At 74.4% G+C, this 18,475-nt stretch carries 23 protein-coding genes; 12 read left to right on the top strand and 11 right to left on the bottom strand.

What is annotated here, in order from left to right:
• Window positions 1-4 precede the first annotated feature (4 nt).
• The 4 genes from BJ983_RS25015 to BJ983_RS25000 are packed head-to-tail and all read right to left on the bottom strand — an operon-like array spanning window position 5 to window position 3,582.
• A complete protein-coding gene (locus BJ983_RS25015) occupies window positions 5-652 on the bottom strand; it encodes a methyltransferase domain-containing protein (RefSeq protein WP_179796291.1) in 648 nt (215 codons plus the stop codon).
• Entirely contained in the window at window positions 642-1,553 is a 912-nt protein-coding gene (locus BJ983_RS25010) for a lysophospholipid acyltransferase family protein (protein ID WP_179796290.1), read from the bottom strand. Before BJ983_RS25010 ends, BJ983_RS25015 begins: the two co-directional genes overlap by 11 nt.
• A complete protein-coding gene (locus tag BJ983_RS25005; protein ID WP_179796289.1) occupies window positions 1,550-2,380 on the bottom strand; it encodes a GNAT family N-acetyltransferase in 831 nt (276 codons plus the stop codon). Before BJ983_RS25005 ends, BJ983_RS25010 begins: the two co-directional genes overlap by 4 nt.
• Entirely contained in the window at window positions 2,377-3,582 is a 1,206-nt protein-coding gene (locus BJ983_RS25000; RefSeq protein ID WP_179796288.1) for a glycosyltransferase, read from the bottom strand. Before BJ983_RS25000 ends, BJ983_RS25005 begins: the two co-directional genes overlap by 4 nt.
• A gap of 316 nt (window positions 3,583-3,898) precedes the next feature.
• Between BJ983_RS25000 and BJ983_RS24995 the strand changes: the two genes are divergently transcribed.
• The 3 genes from BJ983_RS24995 to BJ983_RS24985 all read left to right on the top strand — a co-directional run bounded on the left by BJ983_RS24995 (window position 3,899) and on the right by BJ983_RS24985 (window position 6,523).
• Window positions 3,899-4,837 (top strand): SAM-dependent methyltransferase, encoded by a 939-nt coding sequence (locus tag BJ983_RS24995; protein WP_179796287.1) that lies wholly within the window; start codon window positions 3,899-3,901, stop codon window positions 4,835-4,837.
• A gap of 201 nt (window positions 4,838-5,038) precedes the next feature.
• Window positions 5,039-5,446 (top strand): transglycosylase family protein, encoded by a 408-nt coding sequence (locus tag BJ983_RS31880; RefSeq protein WP_179796286.1) that lies wholly within the window; start codon window positions 5,039-5,041, stop codon window positions 5,444-5,446.
• A gap of 78 nt (window positions 5,447-5,524) precedes the next feature.
• A complete protein-coding gene (locus BJ983_RS24985; RefSeq protein ID WP_179796285.1) occupies window positions 5,525-6,523 on the top strand; it encodes an aldo/keto reductase in 999 nt (332 codons plus the stop codon).
• A 5-nt stretch (window positions 6,524-6,528) separates the two neighbouring features.
• On the opposite strand, the gene BJ983_RS24980 is transcribed toward BJ983_RS24985, so the two are convergent.
• Genes BJ983_RS24980 through BJ983_RS24970 form a run of 3 tightly spaced genes read right to left on the bottom strand, consistent with a single transcriptional unit; the run spans window position 6,529 to window position 8,536 of the window.
• Window positions 6,529-6,963, bottom strand: a complete 435-nt coding sequence (locus BJ983_RS24980) for an SRPBCC family protein (RefSeq protein WP_179796284.1) — start codon at window positions 6,961-6,963, stop codon at window positions 6,529-6,531.
• A gap of 2 nt (window positions 6,964-6,965) precedes the next feature.
• On the bottom strand, window positions 6,966-8,084 hold the full coding sequence (locus BJ983_RS24975) for an alpha/beta hydrolase fold domain-containing protein (RefSeq protein WP_179796283.1): 1,119 nt from the start codon (window positions 8,082-8,084) through the stop codon (window positions 6,966-6,968).
• Window positions 8,085-8,089: 5 nt separating this feature from the next.
• Window positions 8,090-8,536 carry a GNAT family acetyltransferase gene (locus BJ983_RS24970; protein WP_179796282.1) on the bottom strand — a complete coding sequence of 149 codons (447 nt, stop codon included), beginning with the start codon at window positions 8,534-8,536 and terminating at the stop codon, window positions 8,090-8,092.
• A gap of 17 nt (window positions 8,537-8,553) precedes the next feature.
• On the opposite strand from BJ983_RS24970, the gene BJ983_RS24965 reads away from it, so the two are divergent.
• A complete protein-coding gene (locus BJ983_RS24965) occupies window positions 8,554-9,072 on the top strand; it encodes a GNAT family N-acetyltransferase (RefSeq protein ID WP_179796281.1) in 519 nt (172 codons plus the stop codon).
• Window positions 9,073-9,127: 55 nt separating this feature from the next.
• Here the strand turns inward: BJ983_RS24965 and BJ983_RS24960 are convergent, their stop codons facing one another.
• On the bottom strand, window positions 9,128-9,961 hold the full coding sequence (locus tag BJ983_RS24960; RefSeq protein ID WP_179796280.1) for a PhzF family phenazine biosynthesis isomerase: 834 nt from the start codon (window positions 9,959-9,961) through the stop codon (window positions 9,128-9,130).
• A gap of 78 nt (window positions 9,962-10,039) precedes the next feature.
• On the opposite strand from BJ983_RS24960, the gene BJ983_RS24955 reads away from it, so the two are divergent.
• Entirely contained in the window at window positions 10,040-10,399 is a 360-nt protein-coding gene (locus BJ983_RS24955) for a DUF3253 domain-containing protein (protein WP_179796279.1), read from the top strand.
• Here the strand turns inward: BJ983_RS24955 and BJ983_RS24950 are convergent.
• Complete coding sequence (locus BJ983_RS24950; protein ID WP_179796278.1) at window positions 10,332-10,802, bottom strand: VOC family protein; 471 nt, start codon at window positions 10,800-10,802, stop codon at window positions 10,332-10,334. The two genes, BJ983_RS24955 and BJ983_RS24950, sit on opposite strands and share 68 nt — an antisense overlap.
• Before the next feature lie 52 nt (window positions 10,803-10,854).
• On the bottom strand, window positions 10,855-11,340 hold the full coding sequence (locus BJ983_RS24945; protein WP_179796277.1) for a flavin reductase family protein: 486 nt from the start codon (window positions 11,338-11,340) through the stop codon (window positions 10,855-10,857).
• Window positions 11,341-11,434: 94 nt separating this feature from the next.
• Here BJ983_RS24945 and BJ983_RS24940 point away from each other — a divergent pair, with 94 nt between their 5' ends.
• Complete coding sequence (locus BJ983_RS24940; protein WP_179796276.1) at window positions 11,435-12,016, top strand: TetR/AcrR family transcriptional regulator; 582 nt, start codon at window positions 11,435-11,437, stop codon at window positions 12,014-12,016.
• Here the strand turns inward: BJ983_RS24940 and BJ983_RS24935 are convergent.
• Window positions 11,991-13,118 carry a cobalamin-independent methionine synthase II family protein gene (locus BJ983_RS24935; RefSeq protein ID WP_179796275.1) on the bottom strand — a complete coding sequence of 376 codons (1,128 nt, stop codon included), beginning with the start codon at window positions 13,116-13,118 and terminating at the stop codon, window positions 11,991-11,993. The two genes, BJ983_RS24940 and BJ983_RS24935, sit on opposite strands and share 26 nt — an antisense overlap.
• Before the next feature lie 180 nt (window positions 13,119-13,298).
• Between BJ983_RS24935 and BJ983_RS24930 the strand changes: the two genes are divergently transcribed.
• The 6 genes from BJ983_RS24930 (at window position 13,299) to catC (ending at window position 18,463) form a co-directional block, all read left to right on the top strand.
• The gene (locus tag BJ983_RS24930) at window positions 13,299-14,021 is read left to right on the top strand and encodes an alpha/beta fold hydrolase (RefSeq protein WP_179796274.1); all 723 of its coding nucleotides are present in this window, start codon (window positions 13,299-13,301) and stop codon (window positions 14,019-14,021) included.
• Window positions 14,018-15,247, top strand: coding sequence for an FAD-dependent monooxygenase (locus BJ983_RS24925; RefSeq protein ID WP_179796273.1), 1,230 nt, complete (start codon window positions 14,018-14,020; stop codon window positions 15,245-15,247). Before BJ983_RS24930 ends, BJ983_RS24925 begins: the two co-directional genes overlap by 4 nt.
• Entirely contained in the window at window positions 15,244-16,110 is an 867-nt protein-coding gene (locus BJ983_RS24920; protein ID WP_179796272.1) for a dioxygenase family protein, read from the top strand. Before BJ983_RS24925 ends, BJ983_RS24920 begins: the two co-directional genes overlap by 4 nt.
• An 8-nt stretch (window positions 16,111-16,118) precedes the next feature.
• On the top strand, window positions 16,119-17,009 hold the full coding sequence (locus BJ983_RS24915; RefSeq protein ID WP_179796271.1) for a LysR family transcriptional regulator: 891 nt from the start codon (window positions 16,119-16,121) through the stop codon (window positions 17,007-17,009).
• Window positions 17,006-18,106, top strand: a complete 1,101-nt coding sequence (locus tag BJ983_RS24910; protein ID WP_179796270.1) for a mandelate racemase/muconate lactonizing enzyme family protein — start codon at window positions 17,006-17,008, stop codon at window positions 18,104-18,106. Before BJ983_RS24915 ends, BJ983_RS24910 begins: the two co-directional genes overlap by 4 nt.
• Window positions 18,107-18,181: 75 nt before the next feature.
• Window positions 18,182-18,463 carry a muconolactone Delta-isomerase gene (catC, locus tag BJ983_RS24905; protein ID WP_179796269.1) on the top strand — a complete coding sequence of 94 codons (282 nt, stop codon included), beginning with the start codon at window positions 18,182-18,184 and terminating at the stop codon, window positions 18,461-18,463.
• Window positions 18,464-18,475 lie beyond the last annotated feature (12 nt).

Genomic DNA, 18,475 nt, shown 5'->3' with positions numbered 1-18,475 from the left:
GGTGTCATGTCCGGACCGGGCCGGCGGCACGGTGCACGACGGCGGGCGGCAGGTTGCGCCACACCGTCGGGCTGGTCGTCACCTCGCCGTAGAGCTCGCGGAGCTCCTGCTCGAGGGCTCGCGCCGGGCCCGCCCAGCGGGTGAAGGTGTACCCGAACTGCACGAACACCCCACCCGACGCGAGGGTCGAGGCCACGACCGGCAGCAGGGAGTCGTCGCGGCCGGGCCGGGTCGCGGACCACCCGAGGCCGCTCACCACGACGTCGACACTCCCGACGGCGGGCAGGCCGCGCACCGCGAGCAGGGTCGGCAGCTCGGCGACGTCGGCCGGCACCACCTCGACGGTCGGGAGCCGCTCGGCCAGGTGGTGGGCCAACGCGGGGTTCAGCTCGACCGCCAGGTGCCGGCCACGGCCACCGAGCCGCCGGGCGAGCTCCACGGTGAAGGCGCCCGACCCGGCGCCGAGCTCCACCACGACGGGCCCGCCCGGACGGCGGGGCCCGTCCGGGCGCAGCGCCGCGTCGGCCACGGTGCGGGCCAGCGCCGTCGAGCTGGGCCAGACCGAGGCCGTCGCCACGGGCGCGCGGACGAACTGGGCGGCGAAGCGGGCGTCGTCGCGCCAGTCGCGGGTCGGGAGGGGTTCAGGCGGCACGGGAGACCTCCGGGTGGCGCACGACCGGGCGCGCCGGGACGTGGACCGGCGGGACGGGGCGCGGGTCGGCGGCGGGCAGCGGCAGGGCCGCGCCGATCGCGGCCGCGGCGGCCCGGGCGCTGCTGCGGCGGGCGGGCCCACGCCCACCGGGCTCGACCGCACCGGTCCACGCGGGCAGCACCCGGACGGTGAGCACGGTGCGTCGCGCCGCGGCGACCCGGAGCAGGGAGGAGAGGAGGTCGTCGTCGCCGACGAACGCGGCGGTGGCGTCCACCGTCCCGTCGGCGTCGGCGTAGGACAGCGCCACCGGGACCACCGGAACGCCCGCGTCGAGGGCGGCCTGGAAGGCGGCCGGGCGGAACGGACCGAGGTCGCGCCCGCAGCGGGTGGTGCCCTCCGCGAACACCCCGACGCACCCGCCGGCCCGCAGGGTGTCGGCGACCGCGGCCACCGCGGCGGGCAGGGCGCGCAGGCGGTCACGCTCGAGGAAGACGGTGCCGACCCGGGCGGCCATCGCGCCGATCAGCGGCCAGGACCGCACCTCGACCTTCGCCAGCATGCGGACCGGGGTGATCCGGTTGAGTGCGAGCACGTCCAGCCAGGAGACGTGGTTCGCGACGACGAGCGACCCCGCGGCCGGGCGCGGCCCGGTCACCACCACCCGCACGCCGGCCGCCGCCAGCAGCCGGCCGCACCAGGCGGCCTGCATCCGGCCGACCGCCCGCGGTCCGAGCAGCGGCGCGACCACCGCGAGCGGCACGCCCGCGAGCACGACCACGACCAGCGCGGTCATCCGCACGACCGTGCGCACGCGGCGCCGGAACCGCACCCACCCGTCGTCGGGACGGGCGACCGGCAGGCACGCCGGGGTGCACGGCGAGGCCGGCAGCCAGGCGCTCATCCGTCCTCCCCCAGCAGGTGGCGGCGCCAGCGCGGGTCGATCGCGGTGTGGTCGAGCAGCACGAGCAGGTCGGCGACGCCGAAGTCGGGGTCGATCGCGGGGGCGCCGCCGATCTCGGCGCCGAGGCGCAGGTAGCCCCGGAGCAGCGGAGGGGTCTGCGCGCGGGCTGCGCGTCGCCCGTCGTCGGGACCGATGGGGGCGGGCCGGTGCGGGACCACCCGGCGCTCGGCGGGGGCGTAGTGCTTCTCCCGGACGAGGGACCAGACCGCGCCGGGCAGCTCGCCGTCGGCGGTCAGGGGCACGCTGGCGCACCCGACGAGCCAGCGGTGGCCGGAGAGGACGAGGTAGCGCCACATCCCGGCCCAGACCAGGGAGAGCACGGTGCCGGTGCGGTGATCGGGGTGCACGCAGGAGCGGCCGACCTCGACGAGGCCCGGGCGCAGCGGGTCGAGTCGACGCAGGTCGAACTCGGTGTCGGAGTACAGCCCGCCCGCCTCGACGGCGCCCTCGGGCGTCAGCATCCGGTACGTGCCGACGATCGAGCCGTCGGTGTCGTCGCGCACCATGAGGTGGTCGCAGAACGCGTCGAACCGGTCCTCGTCGCGCCCCTCGTCGGTGGCGACGCCCGGAGCGAGGCGTGCGCCCTGCTCGACGGCGAAGACGTCGTGGCGCAGGCGTTGTGCGGCGCGGACGGCGTCGGTGTCGCGGGAGACGAGCAGGCTGTAGCGCGTGGAGTCCCCGGCGCCGGGCCGCTGGCCGTCGTTCCGGACGGGCGTCGGGCCGGCCGGGGCGCTCGCGGTCGTGAGCAGGACCTCGGTGCTGGTCATGCCGCGGTGTCTACGGTGCCCGAGCGCCGCTGCGCCGACCCGCGCGTGACGTCGCGGTGTGCTCCGCGTGAATCGTCGGCGGAGGTCGTCAGCTCCGCGTAGTGGCCCAGCAGTTCCTCGCACACGGCGGGCCACGTGCGACCGGTGGTGGAGGCCCGGGCCGCGAGGCCCATCCGCCGCCGCGTCGCCGGATCGTCCCGCCAGCCCCGTACCCGCTCGCGGAGGCCGCCACCCGCGGGGTCGTCGACGTCGAAGAGCCAGCCGGTCACCCCGGGGTCGACGAGGTCGCGCGCACCCCCTGCGTCGGGTGCGATCACGGGCAGCCCGCTCGCCTTGGCCTCCTGCAGGGTCTGGCAGAACGTCTCGAACGGCCCGGTGTGGACGAACGCGTCGACGGCGGCGTAGGCGGTGGCGAGCTCGGCGCCGCCCCGGAAGCCGAGGAAGGCGGCGTCGGGGAGGAGCTCGGCGAGCCGCGGCCGGGACGGACCGTCCCCGACGACGACCGTGCGCACGCCCGGCAGCCCGGCGAGCGCGGCGAGCCGCTCCACCTGCTTCTCGTGGGCGAGGCGCCCGACGTAGCCGACCAGCATCTCCCCCCGCGGGGCGAGTTCGCGGCGCAGCGCCGCGACGGCCGCCCCGTGATCGGCGTGCTCGGCGGCGGGCCGGAAGCGCGCGGTGTCGACCCCCCGTCCCCAGCGGTGCACCCGGGGCACCCCGTGCTCGCGGAGCGCGTCGACCGCCCACGCCGACGGGGCGAGCGTGCGGTCGGCGCGGGCGTGCAGCCGTCGGGTCCAGCGCCACGCGGCGCGCGCGGTCAGCCCGACCCCGTACGAGGCGGCGAACCCGGCGACGTCCGTCTGGTAGACCGCGACGGTCGGCACCCGCAGCCGCCGGGCCGCGGTGATCGCGCGGGCGCCCAGGACGAAGGGCGAGGCGAGGTGGACGACGTCGGGGCGGAACTCCTCGAGCGTCGCGCGGACCGCGGGCGTCGGGACGCCGACGGGGAGGGAGTCGACCACGGCGAGGTCGAGCGCCGGGACCCGGATGACGGGCGTGCCCTCCACCTCGCCGGGGCCGACCCCGGGGGCCAGGACGAGGGCCTCGTGGCCCTGTCGACGGAGATGGGCGATGACCTGCAGGACCGAGTTCGTGACCCCGTTGACCTGGGGCAGGAAGGACTCGGTCACGACCGCGACGCGCACGGGGTGGACGTTCGCCGCCGTGAGGTCCGGGTGAGCGACGTCGACGTGACCTCCCGCCGAACCCTCTCCCAACAGCTCGGAGCGGCGGCGGTGTGACCCAGTCGTGATGACTGACCGACCGTGACGAAAATGTCCACGGAGCCCGACCCGGCTCGTCACGGAACAGGGTTTTCCGCACGAGGTCCTCACCGAACGGGGTCGTCGACGCCGGTCGGGACTGCTCCGGCCGTGTCGACGCGTTTGACAGGGGCGCGCCGCCCCCGCCTACTGACCGACGACCGCCCCCGTCCGGAGGCGCCCCGTCGGAGGTGGCCGCGTGCTGGAACCGCCGCGCCGGCACCGTCCCGACGCGCCCGCCCCCGCCACCCCGGGCGGGCTCGCGGAACGCGGGGTGCAGCCCCGGACGACCCTCGGGCTGCCGCCGGGCGCGGTGCCGGGACAGGCCGGCCCGCCCACCGACGAGGCCACCCGACCGCCCGCGCTGCCGGAGGAGTTCGAGCGCCCCAGCTCGGCGCGGGTCTACGACTACCTGCTCGGCGGGGCGGCCCACGGCGCCGTCGACCGCAGGCTCGGCGAGGAGCTGACCCGGGTCGCGGGCGACGTCGTGACGCTCGCCCGCGAGAACCGCGCCTTCCTCCGTCGGGCCGTCCGCTTCCTGCTGGCCGCCGGCGTCGACCAGTTCCTCGACCTCGGCTCCGGCGTCCCCACGATGGGCAACGTCCACGAGGTGGTCGCCCGCAGCCGCTCGACGGCGCGGGTGGCCTACACCGACGTCGACTCGATCGCGGCGACCCACGGGCAGACGCTGCTCGCCGGCGTCCCCACCGCGAGCTACTCCACCGTCGACGTGACCGACGTCGACGCCGTGCTGGCCGCCCCCGGGGTCGCCGGTCTGCTCGAGCTGGACCGTCCCGTGGGCCTGCTCGCCTTCTCCGTGCTGCAGCACGTCCGGGACGACGCCGCGGGCCTCGTCGGGCGCTACGTGGCGCGGCTGGCGCCCGGGAGCGCGGTGGCGCTGTCGCACTTCACCGCCGACGACCGGCGCGTCACGGACCACGTCGAGCGGCTCACCGCCCGCTACGCCCACGGCCGGCCGCGGCCCCGCACGCGCGACGAGGTGGCCGCGATCGTCGCGGGCACCGACCTCGTCGATCCGGGGCTCGCCTGGGCCGGCGAGTGGCGTCCCGAGGCGGGCCGGCCGCCGGCCGCCACCGACCCGCGTGGTCACTGGGCGGCGGTCGGCTTCGTGCGCTGAGCGCCCATTCGGCCGATTCAGCCGTTCGGGGTTGCTCCGTTCGCCGCCCACCGCCTGCGGTGCACCACTCACCGCGACACTCGGCAGCCATCCGGTCACGCGAGGTGACGGAAGGTCTCGGTTCGATTACGGTCCCGTCCCGCCGGTCCGCTCCCCACGCACTCCGGCCCGAGCGTCCCCGACTCGACTTGGAGCCGACGTATGTCTGGTCGCCACCGCAAGCCCTCCACCCTGTCCGAGACCACGGGCAGCATCGCCCTCGCCTCGCTCAAGGTCGGGGTGGTCGCCGCCTCCGTGACCGCTCCGGTCGCCCTCGCCGGCACCGCGATGGCCGCGCCGAGCGCGTCGGCCTCGCCGGAGAGCAACGCGACCTGGGACCGCCTCGCCAAGTGCGAGTCGACCAACAACTGGGACGCCGACACCGGCAACGGTTTCAAGGGCGGCCTGCAGTTCACCGACTCGACGTGGAAGGCGTTCGGCGGCAAGAAGTACGCCGACAGCGCCGACCAGGCCAGCCGCGAGGAGCAGATCGCCGTCGCGAAGAAGGTCCAGGACGAGCAGGGCTGGAAAGCCTGGCCGACCTGCACCAAGAAGCTCGGGATGCGCTAGGAGGGGGCTGCGCCCCGTGAGTACTTCTCCGTGCCAGGACACGGATTAGTACTCACGGGCCGAAGGCACCCTGCGGGCATGGAGCAACGACCACTCGGATCCCAGGGCCTCACCGTCTCCGCACTCGGGCTCGGGTGCATGGGCATGACCTACGCCTACGGCGGCCGGGACGACGCCGAGTCCCGCGCGACGATCGCCCGGGCGCTCGAGCTCGGTGTCACCTTCTTCGACACCGCGGACATCTACGGCCCCCGCACCAACGAGGAACTCCTCGGGCGCGAGCTGCGGGCCCACCGCGACGAGGTGCAGATCGCCACCAAGTTCGGCAACGCCGTCGCCCCGGACGGGAAGCCCGCCGGGCGCGTCGACGGGTCCCCGGAGTACCTGCGGCAGGCGATCGACGCCTCGCTGCAGCGGCTGGGGACCGACCACGTCGACCTCTACTACCAGCACCGTGTCGACCCGACCGTGCCGATCGAGGACACCTGGGGAGCGCTCGGCGAGCTCGTCGACGCCGGGAAGGTCCGCTACCTCGGCATCTCCGAGGCGGCACCGGACACGATCCGGCGCGCCCACGCCGTCGCGCCGCTCAGTGCCGTCCAGACCGAGTACTCGCTGTTCACCCGCGAGGTCGAGGACGACGGCGTGCTCGATGTCTGCCGAGAGCTCGGCATCGGGTTCGTGCCCTACAGCCCGCTTGGGCGCGGGTTCCTGTCCGGGGCCATCCGCAGCGTCGACGACCTGCCCGAGGGCGACTGGCGGCGCAACGCACCGCGGTTCTCCGGGGACGCCCTGCAGGCCAACCTCCGGGTCCTCGAGCGCGTCGAGGAGATCGCCGCGTCGAAGGGCGTCCCGACGACGGTGCTCGCGCTGGCCTGGGTGCTCGCGCAGCAGATCCCGTCCGGCGTGGTGCCGATCCCGGGCACCAAGCGCCGCGGGTACCTCGAGGAGAACGTCTCGGCGACGGACGTGACACTCACCGCCGACGAGCTGGCCACCCTCGACGAGGCGGCCCCGCTCGGCGTCGCGACCGGCGACCGCTACCCGACGGCGATGATGGGTGCCCTGCGCCGCTAGTACGGCTAGCCCTCGGCGTCCTTCTTCACGGACGCCAGGTTCTTGCGGGCCGAGCGGCCCATCGCCCGCTCGAGGCCCCACTCGGGCACCGGGACGGTGACCTCCATCGTGGAGGTCATCGTCAGCTCGGTGCCGTCTCCGGATTCGGCCGCCTCGTAGCTGATCGTGCTCTCCCGGATGAGCCGCCCGCCGTCACCGGAGCAGGTCAGCGTCACCGAGGAGTCGGTGTAGGCGACGTCGTAGATCGCCGCCGTGCTGAAGCCGATGGCCCCGAGCGTCACCTGGATGCGGGTCGGCCGCCCGTCGTCGCCGCGGGCCTGCACCTCCGCGCCCTTGGCCTCGTTCGCCCAGCGATCGGGGTTCTCGAGGTCGGCGACGATGCCGACGACCGTCGACACCGGCGCGGCGATGGAGATCGTTTCCTTCACGGGGCCCGCCATGTTCAGGAGATACCCGCGCCACGGTCCGCCACGCCCGGCGTGTCCAGGGCCATTCCCGACGACGCGTGGGGTCCGGTCAGGGCGATGCCCGCGCGCAGGGCCGAAGCGGCGTCGAGCACCGCGTCCCGGGCGGCCGGGATGAGCCCCGCGAAGCCCGCGTAGCCGTGCACGAGTCCGGGGAAGCGGCGGGCGACGACGGGGACGCCGACCGCCCGCAACGCCGTCACGAGCTCCTCGCCCTCGTCGCGGAGGGGATCGAAGCCCGCGGTGGCGACGTAGCTCGGGGGCATGAGGGCGAGGTCGTCGGCCTCGAGCAGCGCGGTCGGCCGGATCGGGTCGAGCCCCTCGGGGAGGTAGAGGCCCTCGAACCACTCCACGTCCTGGGTCCGCAGCCCGAAGCCGACGCTGAACAGCTCGCGGGAGCCGCCCTGCCGTCCCGCGTCGGTGACGGGGTAGAGCGCGAGGACGAACTCCGCCGAGGTCTCCCCGCGGCGCGCGAGCTGGTGGGCGGCGGTGAGGGCGAGGTTGGCGCCCGCCGAGTCGCCGCCGACCGCGACCGCTCCCGCCCGGAACTCCGTGCGGTGCGCGAGGACGTACCGCAGGGCCGCGACGGCGTCGGCGAGCCCGGCCGGGAACGGGTGTTCCGGGGCCAGGCGGTACTCGACGGACAGCACGCGGGCACCGGCCTGCTGCGCGAGGGCGCGGCAGAGCGGATCACCGGAGACGATGCTGCCGAGCGCGAACCCGCCGCCGTGGAAGAAGACGAGCAGACCCGCCGTGGCACCGGCGACGTCGACCGGTTCGTAGAGGCGGGCGTCGAGCGTGCCCGGAGCGTCCCGGGAGGGTCCGGTCGGCACCGGGATCGTCACCGACCGGCTGACCACCCCGCGCGTGATCTCGGCGAGGCCGGTCGCGGCCTCGTCGGTGAGCCGGCGCTGGTCGGACAGCGGTGGATCCTCGCCCGGGTTCGCGGCGAGGGAGATGAGCTTGATGATCATCTGGACGTCGAGGTCGAGGACCTGGCCGTCGAGCTCGACACGTCGCCCGGCGATCGCACGCTTGAACGGACGCGGCAGCCCGACCAGACCGCGCAGGACACGCCGCAGGATCGGGAACTTCACGCGCGTCACCCTAGGAGCGTCGTCGGCGGCGGGCACGTGGGGTCGTCGCGGATCACCCGCTGCCACACGGTGACTTCCGAGCGCTCGTACCCGAGCCGCGCGTAGAAGGCCGCCGCCCCCTCGTTCCCGGCGCGCACCATCAGCTGCACCTTCGGGACGTGGGCAGCGAGCCAGGTCTCGGCGGCCGCCACCAGGGCCCGTCCGACGCCGCGGCCGCGCTCGACCGCCGCCAGGTAGTACACCCAGCCGCGGTGCCCGTCGTGGCCGACCATCACCGTCCCGAGCAGACCCGCCCCGCCGTCGGGAAGGGCGACGAGCACCGTCGACGACGGGCCGGCGAGGGCGCGGTCGAGGTCGGAGCGCGGGTCGTTCCAGGGACGCGTGAGCCCGGCCGCGTGCCACAGGGCGATGGCGGCATCGTGCTCCGCGGGCGCCAGGTCTCGGATGCGCACGCGGCGATGATGGACCCGTGACCGTGCTGCTGGGCGTGCTGACCCGACTCCGGCCGTGGCGCGACGACGACGCCGAGGCCATCTTCCGCGCGTGCCAGGACGTCGACGTGCAGCGCTTCACGACGGTGCCCTCCCCCTACCGCCGGGAGGACGCCGACTGGTTCCTGGCCCACTACGTGCACGACGTCGAGGCCGACGGCGGGGCGTCGTTCTGCGTGGAGGGCCTCGCCGAGCCCGGTCGGGTGGCCGGGAGCATGGCGCTGCTGTTCGTGCGCGAGGGGGTCGGCGAGATCGGCTACTGGTGTGCGCCGGCGGCCCGCGGGCGGGGGTGGACCTCGGACGCGCTCGCGACGATGGCGGCGTGGAGCTTCGCGGAGCGCGATTGCGGGCGCCTGGAGCTGACGGTCGAGCCCGCCAACCTCGCATCGCTCGCGGTCGCGCGGCGGGCGGGGTTCGTGGCGGACCGGGTCGACCCGGCGAAGGAGCTCCGGGACGGGTCGGTGCGCAGGGTGGTGGTCCTCGCGCTGGAGCGGTGACGCGCGAGTGCGGCGGAGTGCGTCAGCGGTGGCGCACTGCGCCGCACTCGCCGCCTCAGACCGCGATCGTCCCGGCCACCCCGACGACGGTGTCGCCGCCGACCAGCACCTGCTCGCCGCGGTGCTCGACGTGGATCCGCCCCTTCCGCCCGAGCACCGTGCCCTGCGCCGCCACGTACGACGACGGGGCGTGCCCGGCCGGCACCAGCCACTGCGCGAGTCCGGCGTTGAGCGAGCCCGTCACCGGGTCCTCGCCGACCCCCAACGCCGGCACGAACGCCCGCACCTCGAACATCACGTCGGATCCCGCCGGGTGCGGGCCGACCACCCCGACCGCCCGGCTGACGTCGCTCGCGCCGAGAGCCCGCAGGTCGGGTTCCAGGGACAGGACCGTCGCGGCGTCCCGCAGCAGCACCGCGACCCAGCCGGGACCGTTGTCCACCCACGCCGCGTCGACCACGTCGTCCACGCCGAGACCCGCCGTCAGCACGGTGAGGTCCGCGGCGTCGACCGGGCCCGACCGCACCAGCGGCGGCGCCTCGAAGGACAACCGCTGCGCGGCCCGCACCCGTACGAGACCCGCGCCGCACTCCTGGACCGGACCGGCCCCGTCGTGGGGGACGCCTCCCGCCTCCAGCCACGCGCGGGCGGAGCCCAGCGTCGGGTGACCCGCGAACGGCAGCTCGCGGCGCGGCGTGAAGATGCGCAGCCGGTAGTCCGCGCCGGGCTGCGTGGGGCGCAGCAGGAACGTCGTCTCCGACAGGTTCGTCCACGAGGCGATCGCAGCCATCTGCGCGTCGGTGAGGTCGTCGGCGTCGTGGACGACCGCGACCGGGTTGCCGGTGAAGAGCTCGTCGGTGAAGACGTCGACCTGGGTGAAGCGGTGCACGGCGGAGACCCTTCCCGACGCCGGGTCGTTCCCGGCAGAGCCACCTGGCACCGGGTGGCAGCGGGTACACCGGAGAGCGTGGAGGACAAGACCTGCGCGACCTGTGGACGGCGCATCGAGTGGCGCAAGAAGTGGGCCCGCGACTGGGAGAACGTGCGCTACTGCTCCGACGCCTGCCGTCGGCACAAGCCGAACGACACCGACCGCGCCCTGGAGACCTCGATCGTCGAGCTGCTGGACCGGCGCGCAGCCGGGAAGACGATCTGCCCGTCCGAGGCGGCGAAGCAGGTGGGCGGCGACGCCTGGCGCGACCTCATGGAACCCGCCCGTCGCGCGGCCCGACGGCTGGTCGACGCCGGGACCATCGAGATCACGCAGCAGGGCCACGTCGTCGACCCCTCGACCGCGAAGGGGCCGATCCGGCTGCGCAGGGTCTGACGGCCAGGAAGGTCTCACGCCCCGGGCTGCCCTCGTACCGGGCCGTGAGGATCTCGAAGTGGTGCCCGCCCGGGTCGTCGAAGTAGAGCCCGCGCCCGCCGTGGTTCTCGTTGATCGTGTTCGGCTCCCGGTAGCCGGGCCCGGGCCAGTAGGTGATGCCCCGCGCCTCGAGGCGCGCCCGGACGGCGTCGAACTCGTCGTCGGAGAGGTGGAAGGCGACGTGCTGGCCGGGGAACTCGACCGGCGGCACCGCGAAGTCGATGGTCAGCGTGTCGTCGACGTCGACGGCGATGAAGGGCGGCGCCGACCGCGGCTCCGGGAGATCGAGGATCTCGGCGAGGAAGCGGGCGGACTCCTGCGCGTCGTGCGCGGCGAGGGCGAGGTGGTCGAGGCGGACGGTCATGGTCGGGCCATCCGAGCGAACGCCCGGAGGACCGTCAAGGGGCCGACGGGGTCTACAGCGCCGCGTGGGTCCGCGCGTAGGCGCCGCGGTGGAACACCAGCGGCGGCAGTTCCGCCGTCTCCAGCGCCAGCACGGCCCCGACGACGATGAGGTGGTCGCCGCCGTCGTGCGAGGCGTCCAGGGTGCAGTCGATCCAGGCCGTCGCCCCGGCGAGGACCGGGGAGCCGGACACGGGGGCGGGGGTCCACTCGACGCCTGCGAACTTGTCGGTGCCCGACTTCGCGAACTGCGTCGACAGTCCGCCCTGGTCCTCGGCGAGCACGTTCACGCAGAACTGCCCCGTCCCCTCGATCTTCGGCCAGGACGACGAGTTGCGCCCCGGGAGGATCAGCACGAGCGGCGGGTCGAGCGACAGGGACGAGAAGGACTGGCAGGTGAAGCCGGCGGGCTCGCCGTCCACGATCCCGGTCACGATCGTCACGCCGGACGGGAAGTGCCCCAGGACCGACCGCATCGTCGTCGGGTCCGTGCTCGGCATGCGTCCTCCAGGTCTCGCCGTGTCCCACGTGCGGAGATCACGCTAGGCGTTCTCGGCAGGGCTGGCCATGTCCGCCTCCGTACGCTCCGGGCCCATGGAGCCCGTGTCGCCCGCGCCGTCCCGCCGCGGCCGTCCGAAGGACCGCAGCAAGGACGCGGCCGTGCTCGACGCGACGGTGCGCCTGCTCGCGGCACACGGCGTCGCGGGGACCTCGATGGACCGGGTGGCCGCGACCGCGGGCGTCTCGAAGGTCACCGTCTACACGCGCTGGCGAACCAAGAACGCGCTGGTCGGGGCGGCGCTGGCCCACCTGCGGCTCGGGGACGTCCCTGAGCCCACCGGCGACGTCCGCACCGATCTGGTCGCCCTGCTGGAGGCGATGCGCGCGCAGTACGAGGCGGTGAACGCGATGGGCATCCTGGGCACCTGCCTCACCGACAGCGACGGGGCCCTGCTCGACATCGTGCGGGAGAACACCCTGCTCCCGCGCCGCGCGCTGTTCGCCGCGGTCCTCTCCGCCGGGGTCGAGCGGGGCGACCTCCGGCCCGATCTCGACGTCGAGGCCGCGACCAGCCTCGTCGTCGGGACCCTCTACGCCGACCACCTGGCCGGGCGCTCCACACCGACCACGACCGTGGTCGACCTCGCGCTCACCGGACTCCGAGCCGCGCGCTGACCAGCCGGGCGCCTTCCGCCATCGCGTCGAACTTCGCCCACATCACGCGCGGGTCGACCTCCGGGCGGTAGGTGGCCTGGGAGGAGAACCCGCAGTCTGCCCCGGCCATGACCCGCTCGGGGCCGACGAGACGGGCGAAGCGCTCGAGTCTCTCGGCGATCAGCTCGGGGTGCTCGACGATATTCGAGGCGTGCGTGATCACGCCGGGTACGAGCACCTTGTCCTCGGGCAGGGCCACGGTCTCCCACAGGTGGTACTCGTGCTCGTGGCGCGGGTTCGCGGCCTCGAACGACACGTAGCGGGCGTTCACCGCGAGCACGAGGTCGATCACGTCGGCCAGCGGGACGTCGAACACCCGCGGCCCCTCGTTGATCGAATAGCAGGTGTGGAAGCGGACCCGCTCCGGTGGGATGCCGCGCAGCGCGTGGTTGACCGCCTCCACGTACATGCGGCCGCGCCGGTCGCGCTCGGCCTCGTCGTACCCGTGGAAGCTGAAGATCTCGGTGAGGAACGGATCGTCCACCTGGAGCGTGAAGCCGGCGTCGACGATCGCCCGGTACTCGGTGTGCAGCGCGTCCGCGACCGCGAAGTAGTAGGCCTCCTCGGTGTCGTAGTACTCGTTCACGCCGACACCGCTCGGGGCGATGGACGGGACGAAGGCCTCCGCCGGGTCGACCACGGCGGCGAGGTTGTCCAGGTCCCGCCGCAAGGCGTCCTCGCCGCGGTAGACCAGCGGCCCGGTGCACACGACCGGCTCGATCGTCCCGACCGTGCCGCCCATCATCGCCTGGTCGAAGTACCGCTCGTAGTACTCCGGGAAGGCCTCCTGCTCGGCCGCGAAGCTGTACACCGTCTCCGCGCCCGGCCGGCGCTCCAGTCCGCCGAGCCGCTCGGTGACGTAGCTGAAGAAACCGAGCTTGCCCATCTCGCCGTCGGTGACGACGTCGATCCCGTGCTCCCGCTGCACCGCGACGATCCCGGCGACGGCGTCGCGGGTCGCGGCCTCCCGCGCGGCCGGATCGGCCTGCGGGTCGGCGAGCAGGTCGAGCAGGGCGGTCGGGCGGGGCAGGCTCCCGACGTGGGTCGTGCGGATGCGGACCACGACGTCCTCTTTTCCTGTACCGAGTAGTTCAGGTGAAGCTAGACGGATTTCCGACGGCGGGTCAACCGTTCCCCTACTCAGATGCTCGGTATCTCAATCGTGCGCTATTCAGTGCTTTCTCCTCCGGGATGATGCGTGTCACGCTGACACGGAGAGTCCGACGACGGGAGGCGTTTCAGCGTGGAGACCTTCGTCCTGATCACCGGGGCCTGGCACGGCGGCTGGAGCTGGCGGCCCGTGGCCACGAAGCTGCGAGCGGCCGGGCACCGGGTGTACACCCCGACGCTGCCGGGGCTCGACCTCGGCGACGACCCCCGCGGCATCACGCTCACCGACTGCGCCGACGCCGTGGTCGACCTCGTCGAGCGCGAGGACCTGCAGGACGTGACGCTGCTCGGGCACAGCTGGGGCGGCTACGTGGTCTGCAGCACCGCGCCCCGGATCGCCCCGCGTCTGAAGCGGAACGTCTTCTGGAGCGCCTTCGTCCCGCACGACGGCGAGTCGCTCATGGACGCGGTACCCCCGCACTACGCCGAGCTGTTCACCGCCCAGGCCGCCGCCAGCGGCGACGCGAACACCGTCTCGCTGCCCTTCGAGGTCTGGCAGGGCGCCTTCATGCAGGACGCGACCGAGGACGCCCAGCGCGCCGTGTTCGGCCTGCTCGCCCCGCAGCCGATGGGCACCTTCTCGGAGGCGCCGAACCAGAAGCCCTTCTTCGACCTCGACGTGCCGAGCAGCTACGTGCTGTCCGTCGACGACGTCGCCCTGCCGCCCGGCGAGTACGGCTGGACCCGCTTCCCGGAGCGGCTCGGCGTCACCGCGATCGAGGCCCCGGGCAGCCACGAGGCCAACTTCACCCGCCCCGGCGAGCTGACCGACGCGTTCCTGAAGGCGGTCTCATGAGAGTTGCCGTCGTCGGCGCCGGCATCGGCGGCCTGACCCTCGGGCTCGCGCTGCGGGCGCGGGGGATCGAGGTCGACCTCTACGAGCGCGCCGACGAGCTGCGCGAGGTCGGCGCCGCCGTGGCGCTGTCGGCGAACGGGAGCCGCGAGCTGTACCGGCTCGGCGAGGCGAGCGGAGCGACGGGGGGTCGGCGCCTCGGGGACGCCCTCGACCGCGTCTCGACGATGCCGACCGCGCTGATCTACCGCGACGGCCGCTCGGGGGAGCGGATCGCCGCCCACCCCGGTGGCGAGGACTACCGGCGCCGCTTCGGGGCGCCCTACTGGGGCATCCACCGCGTCGACCTGCAGCAGACCCTGGCCGGGGCGTTCGGCCACGAGCACCTGCACCTCTCGCGGTCGGTCTCCGGCATCGGCGACGACGGGCGCTCGATCACGTTCGCGGACGGCTCCACCGTCACCGCGGACGTCGTCGTCGGCGCCGACGGCGTGCACTCGGTCGTCCGCGAGTACGTCGCCCCCGGGTCCGGACCGGTCTACTCCGGCACCAGCGCCTTCCGTGGGCTCGTGCCCCGCTCGGCGCTGCCGTCGCTGCCCGATCCCCTGGCCATCCAGTTCTGGGCCGGCCCCGACGCCCACCTGCTGCACTACGCCCTCGGCGGCGTCGAGCGCGACGACGACACCGTCAACTTCTTCGCCGTGCTCTGCGGGCCGGAGCGCTGGGACGGGGGCAACCAGGAGGTTCCCGACGGCGAGCTCCTCGCCGCCTTCGCCGGCTGGCACCCCGCCGTCGTCGAGATGCTGGCCGCGGTGCCGCAGAGCCCGCGCTGGCCGCTGCTCTCCCAGCCGCACCTGACCCGGTGGACCCGGGACCGGGTCGCCCTGATCGGCGACGCCTGCCACGCGATGCTCCCCCACCACGGCCAGGGCGCGAACCAGTCGATCGAGGACGCGGTCGTGCTCGCCGACCTGCTCGCCGCGGGCGACGCCGACGGTGACGTCGACGGGGCCCTCGCCGACTACCCCCGACGGCGCCGGGCCCGCACCCGCGCCGTCTCCACGAGCGCCTGGGACACCGGGACGCTGCTGCACCTGCCCGACGACGACGTCGACGGCCTGAAGGCGCGCGACGCGCGCTTCGAGGGCTACCTCGACGCCAACGCCTGGGTCCACGAGTACTCCGCCACCTCCGGCACCGCCGCACCCACCACGAAGGACGCCGCATGACCACCACCGAGGACCAGTCCGTCTCCGACGCCGTCACCGCCGGGTCGCACGCCACCGACATCGCCCGCTCCGGCGCGGCCACCTTCCGCACCGGCGGCGGCCAGGCCGACCCCGCCCGCGTCTCCGCCGTCGTCGGCGCCGCCCTCGAGGGCATCCGCGCCGCGATCCGCGAGCAGAAGGTCACCTACGAGGAGTTCGACGCCTTCAAGCGCTGGCTGATCAGCGTCTCCGACACCGGCGAGTGGCCGCTGTTCCTCGACGTCTACCTCGAGTTCGAGGTCGAGAAGGTCGCGGCCGAGACCCAGGACGGCTCGGTCGGCACCATCCTCGGCCCGTTCTGGCTCGACGGGCAGGCCCAGCTCGACTCGCCCGCCACCCTGCCCATGCGCGACGACGAGCCCGGCACCCCGATGATCCTCGCGGGCCAGGTGACCAGCACCGACGGCACGCCGCTGGCCGGCGCGAAGGTCGACATCTGGCACACCGACGAGGAGGGCTGGTACTCCGGCTTCGCCTCGAAGCCGCCGGCCGGGAACCTGCGCGGCGTGGTCACCGCCGACGACCAGGGCCGCTACGAGATCCACACCCGCAAGCCGGCGCCCTACACGATCCCGCTCGACGGGCCGACCGGGCAGATGACCCTCGCGGCCGGCTGGAGCCCCTGGCGTCCCGCCCACATCCACCTGCTGGTCACCGCGCCCGGCCACCGGACGCTCACCACCCAGCTGTTCTTCACCGGCGACCCCTACCTCGGCAACGACGTCGCCTCCGCCGACAAGCCGGAGCTGACGCTCGACCCACAGCCGACCGGGAACGGCGACGAGATCCGGTCCGACCGGGACTTCGTGCTGGCGCCGGAGTAGCGCCGACCTTGGACCTCCGGCAGCTGCGCTACTTCGTCACGGTGGCGCGGACGCGGCACTTCGGGCGGGCGGCCGAGCAGCTGCACATCGCCCAGTCGCCGCTCTCGCAGGCCATCCGGCAGCTGGAGTCGCACCTCGGCGCCCCGCTCTTCGAGCGGACCACGCGCCGGGTCGACCTCACGCCCGCCGGCGAGGCGCTGCTGCCGGAGGCCGTGCGCATCCTCGAGTCCGTCTCGGCCGCCCGCGACCAGGTGTCGCGGGTGGCCGCGGGCGACCTCGGCTCGCTGCGGGTCGGCGCCACCGGTCTCGCGACCTACCGGCACGTCCCCGGGCTGGTCCGGCGCCTCTCGGAGCACCTGCCCGGGCTCGCCCTGACCTTCCGCACCGAACTCCTGACGCCGGATCTCGAGGCGGCCCTCGCCGACCACCGCATCGACCTCGCCGTCCTCCGGCCCCCGGTCCGCGACGAGAGCCTGCGGACGCACCTCCTGGCCCGCGAGGGCCTCGTCCTGGCCGAACCCGTCCCGACGTCGGGTGGTGCGGCCGACGACGGTCCGGTGGACCTCGCGGACCTCGCCGACGCCGACTTCGTCGTCTACGCCGCCCCGGGCTCGGTGGTCGGCGCGGCGGCCGACCGGGCCTGCCGCGCCGCCGGCTTCGTCCCGCGGCACACCCACGAGGCCGGCCAGACCTCGACCGTGCTCGCGCTCGTCGCGGCCGGCCTCGGGGTCGCGCTCCTGCCGGAGTCCGTGCTCGCCGTGACCGTCGAGGGCGTGCGGTTCCGGCCCCTCGCCCACACCGGCGTGACCACCGACGTCGCCCTCGCCTGGCGCTCCGACGACCCCTCCCCCGCCCTCGCGCGGGCGCTCACCGTCCTCCTGGAGGAGCACCGACCATGAAGATCACCTCCGTCGAGGCCATCCCCCTCGCGGTCCCGTACCGCCGGCCCTTCGCCTTCGCCAGCGGCCGGGTGACCGCCGCCGACCACGTGCTGGTGCGGCTCACCACCGACGACGGGCTCGTCGGGGTCGGCGAGGCCCCGCCGCGGCCCTACACCTACGGCGAGACCGCCGCCTCCGTCGTCGCCACCGTCCGGGACCTGTTCGCGCCCGTCCTCGTCGGCGCCGACCCGTTCGCCCGCGAGCGCATCCGCGCGGACCTGAACCGCACGGTCGCGAACAACGCCGCGAAGGGCGCGGTCGACACCGCACTCTGGGACCTCGTGGGCCAGGCCTGCGGCCAGCCGGTGCACGTGCTGCTCGGCCACGCCGCCGACGAGGTCCGCGTCGCCCACATGATCGGCCTGGGCACGCCGAAGGAGATGGTCGCCGACGCCGCGGAGATGCGCGACGAGCACGGCGTCGAGGCGTTCAAGGTCAAGGTGGGCCGGGAGCTGGGCGTGGACCTGGCCGCCGTGCGCGCGCTGCGGGCCGAGCTCGGCGACCACGTCGAGCTCTACGCCGACGCCAACCGCGGGTGGGACGCCGACACCGCCGTCATCGCGGCCCGCCGCCTCGCCGACCACGGCGTGACGATGCTCGAGGAGCCGAACCCCGCCGACGACGTCCTCGGCCGCCGCCGCATCGTGGCCGCCTCGCCCATCCCCGTCGTCGGCGACGAGTCCACGATCACCCTCGGCGGCGTCGCCCGCTCGCTGCTCGACGGCGACTCGCAGTCGATCAGCGTCAAGGTCGCCCGCACGGGCTTCACCGAGTCGGCGAAGATCGTCGGGCTCTGCGAGGGCCTGGGCGTCACCACGATGATCGGCAACCAGATCGACGGCATGGTCAACACCGTGGCGTCGGCGGCCCTGGGCTGCGGCCTCGCCGCGCTCGCCCGCCACCCCGTCGAGGTCACCAACTTCCTGCTCATGACCGACGACGTCCTCGCCGAACCGCCGGTGATCACCGACGGCCGGCTCGCCGCCCGGCAGGTCCCCGGCCTGGGCGCCACGATCGACCCCGACAAGCTCGCCCACTACCGCATCGACCACTAGCCCCCCTCCTGGCAGCGACGCGTCGTTGCTGTCATCCAGTGGCAGGAAAGCCACACCGTCGACCTGGGAGTCACCGTGCAGTTCCTCGTCCGGATGGACGTCCGCCTGCCCCACGACATGCCGCAGGACGTGGCCGACGACCTGCGGGCGCGGGAGCGCGCGCGGGCCCACGAGATCCAGCAGGCCGGGAAGTGGCCCGAGCTGTGGCGCGTGGTCGGCCGCTACGCCAACTACAGCCGGTTCGACGTGGAGTCCGGCGACGAGCTCCACGAGCTGCTCTCCAGCCTCCCCCTGTTCCCCTACATGGACATCGAGGTGACGGCCCTGACCCGGCACCCCTCCAAGCTGGACCTGTGAGGAGCGCACACT

It is taken from the genome of Actinomycetospora corticicola (genome assembly GCF_013409505.1).
GTDB classification, from domain to species: Bacteria; Actinomycetota; Actinomycetes; order Mycobacteriales; family Pseudonocardiaceae; genus Actinomycetospora; species Actinomycetospora corticicola.
This window is presented reverse-complemented; position numbering and strand designations above follow the sequence as displayed.